The 4,621-nt window shown below is 66.2% G+C and carries 4 protein-coding genes and 4 pseudogenes; 4 read left to right on the top strand and 4 right to left on the bottom strand.

The features are described from left to right. Positions 1 to 586: 586 nt before the first annotated feature. Positions 587 to 736 (bottom strand): annotated as a pseudogene (locus tag ABZ818_RS42515) (PfkB family carbohydrate kinase); the annotation flags it as partial. A 55-nt stretch (positions 737 to 791) separates the two neighbouring features. Here ABZ818_RS42515 and ABZ818_RS42510 point away from each other — a divergent pair. Further along, positions 792 to 934: pseudogene (locus tag ABZ818_RS42510) on the top strand (VOC family protein); the annotation flags it as partial. Positions 935 to 960: 26 nt separating this feature from the next. Here the strand turns inward: ABZ818_RS42510 and ABZ818_RS42505 are convergent. Next, positions 961 to 1,050 (bottom strand): annotated as a pseudogene (locus ABZ818_RS42505) (transposase family protein); the annotation flags it as partial. A 419-nt stretch (positions 1,051 to 1,469) separates the two neighbouring features. Further along, positions 1,470 to 2,108: an NAD(P)H-dependent oxidoreductase gene (locus ABZ818_RS42500; protein WP_361427617.1), complete on the bottom strand. Its 639-nt coding sequence runs from the start codon at positions 2,106 to 2,108 to the stop codon at positions 1,470 to 1,472. Positions 2,109 to 2,268: 160 nt separating this feature from the next. On the opposite strand from ABZ818_RS42500, the gene ABZ818_RS42495 reads away from it, so the two are divergent. From ABZ818_RS42495 to ABZ818_RS42485, 3 genes and pseudogenes are all read left to right on the top strand, one after another. Continuing rightward, positions 2,269 to 2,607, top strand: coding sequence for a helix-turn-helix domain-containing protein (locus tag ABZ818_RS42495; RefSeq protein ID WP_361427620.1), 339 nt, complete (start codon positions 2,269 to 2,271; stop codon positions 2,605 to 2,607). Between the two features lie 154 nt (positions 2,608 to 2,761). Further along, a pseudogene (locus ABZ818_RS42490) lies at positions 2,762 to 2,994 on the top strand (IS1380 family transposase); the annotation flags it as partial. Beyond that, positions 2,968 to 3,273 carry a hypothetical protein gene (locus ABZ818_RS42485; protein WP_361427614.1) on the top strand — a complete coding sequence of 102 codons (306 nt, stop codon included), beginning with the start codon at positions 2,968 to 2,970 and terminating at the stop codon, positions 3,271 to 3,273. The pseudogene ABZ818_RS42490 and the gene ABZ818_RS42485, both read left to right, overlap by 27 nt. A gap of 59 nt (positions 3,274 to 3,332) precedes the next feature. Here ABZ818_RS42485 and ABZ818_RS42480 read toward each other — a convergent pair whose 3' ends face one another. Then, the gene (locus tag ABZ818_RS42480) at positions 3,333 to 3,887 is read right to left on the bottom strand and encodes a hypothetical protein (protein ID WP_361427611.1); all 555 of its coding nucleotides are present in this window, start codon (positions 3,885 to 3,887) and stop codon (positions 3,333 to 3,335) included. Positions 3,888 to 4,621: the final 734 nt, after the last annotated feature.

Raw genomic sequence — 4,621 nt, 5'->3', positions numbered from 1 at the left:
CGACACCTCGAAGCGTGAAGAACGGCCGTCCTGCTGTCCCGGGAACGAACCAAGATCAGCGGGTCAGGTGAACCGCCGAGGTTAAACATCAAGCTGAGTGGCCTTCCTGGAGGAGGGCGAGCCGGCCATGACGGCGGTGATGTCGCTGCGGTAGTAGCGCATGAACCCGTGCGGGGCGTGATCTCGGCGAGCTCGAGCGTGGCCTGCCAGGAGGCCACCTGGAAGAAGCGGTGGAGATCGATCTCGGGGACGAGGGCTTCGTAATGCTCGCGCGCTGGGTGCTGCCGTTGACTTCGGCGATGTAGTCCATGCGGCGTTGCATCCCGAGGGCGTCGAAGTAGAACACCCGGTCGGGGTTGTGCGTGGCGATCTCAGGTGGGAAGTGCACCTGTAGGCGTCGCCAGGTCTGCCCGGCTTCGCGCCATGGTTCGATCTCGCGGACCCGCACACCCGGATGGGTGAAGAGGAACGGGGTGGTGAAGTAGTTCCAGCACGCGTAGCCCAGGAAGTAGCCGAGGTGTAGAGCGTCCGGCGGCGAGCCAGGTCTCCTCGTCGGCGTCCAGGAGCGCCGCGACGAAGGCGGGGCCGGCAGCGGGCCGTGGTCCGCGGCGATCCTCAAGCCCGAGGCCGCGGTCAGATGGCCCAGCCGCAGGGCACGGTCCACGGGCAGCTGCCGCAACAGTCCGCTGAGGAATCCGGCGGCGAAGGCGTCACCGGCGCCGACCGGTTCGGCGACACGAACGGTAAGGACCCGGCGTCGGCCTGCCCTGGGCCCGGCCCGCCCGGCGTTCATGGCAGCCGGGGGCCAGGTCGTCACGTCCCTCGCAGACAACGCCTTCGGACAGCGCGGAGGGCGTATCAAGGGCCCGTTCGGCAACACGAGCTCAGCGGGCGACACCATGAACGCAGCAACGCACCCGTCAAGACGACCAGCTGGCCGATCAGCACTTTCACATCTCTCCGACATGCGGTGCTGGTGCCGACACCAAAACCGGCGGCGAGCTGAGCGTAGGTGTGCCCGCACGGCAGGTGGGCCAGCGCCAGCAACGCGTGGTCAAGGCCGTCGAGGTTCTGGCCGCACTCGCCTTGACGACTCTGTGCCGGTAAGCGGCCTGTCACGGCAGGCGGCTCCTGGCCTTCTTTGGAGACGAGAGGGTATCGGCTCAGGCCGACCAAGTCGGGGAAGGCGACGGACTTCCCGAGTGAGCGGGTGAGACGGCGAGCCATCAGCGCGATCGCGGCCCACGTGGTCGAGCTGCGCGCCGCCGTGGTCGGTTCGTGGTCGGGGCTACTCGGTCCTTGCGATCGATCGCATGCGTCAACCGGCTGCGGCGGCCTCCGATGTGGCGACGCCGCCGGCGCAGCCGGGCTGCACCCCCGAGCTGCGCCAGCATCACGTTCATGCTGGCGCAGCAGTTGAACACCTTGACCTTGCCGTTCTCGGTGTACCGGACGTCGGCGCACCTTTGTCAGGCTGCGGCCAGCTCCTTCGCCTTGTCTGCCGCCTGGGCGTGGGCCTGTTCGCTCGAGGCGTCGGCCAGGGGGATCAGTTCGGACATCGCCGGGTTGACCTTGGCCAGGGTCAGCTCCGGCGTGATCACGTGCACGTCCAGGTGCAGCAGGGTCGTGAGGACCTTCTCCAGGTAGGGCGCGGCGAAGTCCATGCCCTCGCGCGGGGTGCCGGGGCCGTAGGCGCCGCCACGCGAGGCGACCACCACGACGGGCTTGCCCGCCACCGTGCTGGCCTCTCCGGCGGTGCGACCCATGATGATCACGTGGTCCAACCAGGCCTTAAGGGTGGAGGGGATCGACATGTTGTACATCGGAGCGCCGATCAGCACGACGTCGGCGCCCTCCAGTTCGGCGACGAGCTGATCGCGTACGGCCCACGCGGTGCGCTGCGCCTCGTCGTGGGTGTCCGGGTCGGAGAAGCCGGCCGTGATGCCGGCCGCGGTCAGATGCGGGAGCGGCTCGACGGCCAGGTCGCGGTAGACCACCGTCCCCTCCGGGTGCTGGGCGAGCCAGTTCTCCCGGAAGGTCTCGGTCACCTCGCGGGAGGCGGAGCCCATGGGCAGGGCGGAAGAGTCGATGTGCAGCAGGGTGGCCATGACAGGTCTCCTAATTCAACGTAAGCAGGTGATGAACTCACAGCGGGTATCTTTCTTGCAGCAGCTTACATTTTCTCAGCTCCTTGGCAAGTCACGGTAGACTGGAGTCATGGCGGAGACAGGCGAGGCGGCAACGACAGCGGCCGTCCACGGGGTGGAGATGTGCGCGGGGGTGGACGCCTCGGTCGAGCGCGTCTTCAAGCTGTTTGGAAAGCGGTGGACCGGCATCGTCGTCGCCTCGCTGATGGCGGGCCCCGTCCACTTCGCAGACCTGCGTCGTGCGATCCCCGGGATCAGCGAGCGCGTGCTCTCCGACAGGCTCACCGAACTCCAGGTAGCCGGCCTGGTCATACGCGAGGTCTACTCGGGGCCCCCGCTGCGTGTCGCCTACCACCTCACGGAAGCCGGGCTCGCAATGCGCCCCGCACTCGAAGAGCTCCGCCGCTGGGCAGACACTCACCTGCCCGCCGGGGCGTGCAGCGGGGAGAAGTGCGAGTAGCACTGCGCTACATCCCGCCGCCCTTGTTCCGCCCAGCTTGCTTGTGTAGCTCAGCGGCGGCTGCGGAGGGCAGCGTGGGCTTCGATCATGGCCTGTCGCACCGAATGCAGGAAGAGGACGAACAGCGCCGTTCGACAGCGTCGCAGGCCAAGGCCCGGTTGCTGCCCGCGGTCTCCGAGCGACGCCGGCTCCAACACCGCGAGTGATCGCATCGAGGCCGCCAGACTGACCCTGGCCCAGCTGTCCAAGAAGTACCGGCGCGGACGGCGCACGCTCATCCGCTACGACTCCGGCGGCGGCACCCATGAGTTTGTGGCCTGGCTCGCAGCTCGCGGGCGGTGGCTGTCGTACTCCGTCGGGATGACCATCACCGACGCCATCCACCAGGCACCGACGCCGAGGACCGTATCCGCGCCGCTCGGGCCACCGACCTGCGCAACCTGCCCCTGCACGGCGCCGCGCAGCACCACCCTGCCGGAGCCGTGGAACCCGGCGCTCACCCGACGCGACAGCTGGGCCATAAGCATGCTCGCAAGCAGGAATTTCCGCTCTGAAGGAGCAGAAAGGGTCCGTCAGCAAGCTGACGAACCCTCATGCAAGATCGAGGCTGACATCTCGCACCGCTTGTCAACGAGCACACTCACGCTCGGCAACCACCGGATTTGAGCCGGATCCGTTAAGTTGACAACCCCTCATTCCCCATCCCAGTACCGATTCGGCCGGGGTCAGCCGACGGAAGGGTGAACGAGATCGATGTATTGTTGCGGGAGCTCCTCGAACGACAGCTTCGTGATGCTTGTTGGCCCCGTGCCGTAGGAATCCTCACCTTGAATCATTCCGTTCCCGTCGACTGGCCACAGCAGTAGCTGACGGTGCACGATCAGATAGTCAGCGGACTCGTCGTCGACCGGGAATCCGAGCTGCGCCGCGTACGTGCCGGGATAGATCTGCTTCAAGAACCCCTCGGTAACCAGGCAGTGATCGTCGAGAACCAGGCGGTCGAGGGTGTACTCAAGGACGTTGCTACGGGACGCGACGAAGTCCGAGTAGTACGTTCGCACACCGTCGGTACCTTTCGGTCCGACGTCGTTTCCCCCGTACCAGAAATGGTACGCGGGTGCGGGGCTCAGGGTCGCCATCAGTCGGTCGAGGTCCGCCGCTGCCTCGGCCTTCATATGTTCGATGACCGCTTTCAGTACTACCCGGTGCCGTTCGTCTGTCGTGACGGCCAGACGCTCCTCAAGGAGCGTCCAGGTGTGATTCGGGTCGATAACGGGCATGAATTGAGTTTCCTATTCTGAAATAGGGATGGGTGTTTCATACCCGACCGTCCACGTGATTCGTCCTCCTGTGTGGATCGGCCGGGGGCGAGGCCCTCGTCGTAGCTCGTGATATCTCTCTGCTGATCCGACCTCTGAGCTCAATTGTGACCGGCCCCCATTGGACTCACAGCAGACAGTCGTCGGCAGATTTCGAGGGCGCACCCGACTCTCGTCGGGTAGTTGGATGCCGGCGGACCGCGCTTCCGGTAGGCCAAGAACGGCCCGCCGACCGCAGCCCCTGGATCACCCCACGCAGGCCGTGCTCGCGCATGAGGCACTCGACCGTGCGCCTGGCCACCGTGCCCCGCCTTCGCGCTTCAGCTGCACATGGACGCCACGAGGACCGTCGACCTCGGCATACCTGCGGGCGCGCCCCCTCGACCAAGGAGAGGACCTCGACACACAGCGCGCGGGCCATCGAGATCGACCGCTATTCAGGAGGAAAAGGGCTCACTATGCTGCCCTCACGCCCCGAGTTGCCTCCTGCCCAGGACCGATGACCAGCTGGGATCCCGCGGCTGGGCGGATCAACGACGTTGCCGGACGGTCATGAGGAAGCAGGTCAGAGATGAGGCATAAGCAGCTGCGGATGTCCGAACTAGTAGGACTCCGTTAGGTTGCTCTGGTTCTTGGGTTTGGGCTGGTGGTGGACGTTCTGGGCAGCGGGCGGTGGCAGGTGGTGCAGGTGCCGG

The sequence above is a fragment of the Streptomyces sp. NPDC047453 genome (genome assembly GCF_040643155.1).
In the GTDB taxonomy this organism is placed as follows: Bacteria; Actinomycetota; Actinomycetes; order Streptomycetales; family Streptomycetaceae; genus Streptomyces.
Note: the sequence above shows the minus strand (reverse complement) of the source record. Positions and strands in the feature narration are given on the sequence as shown.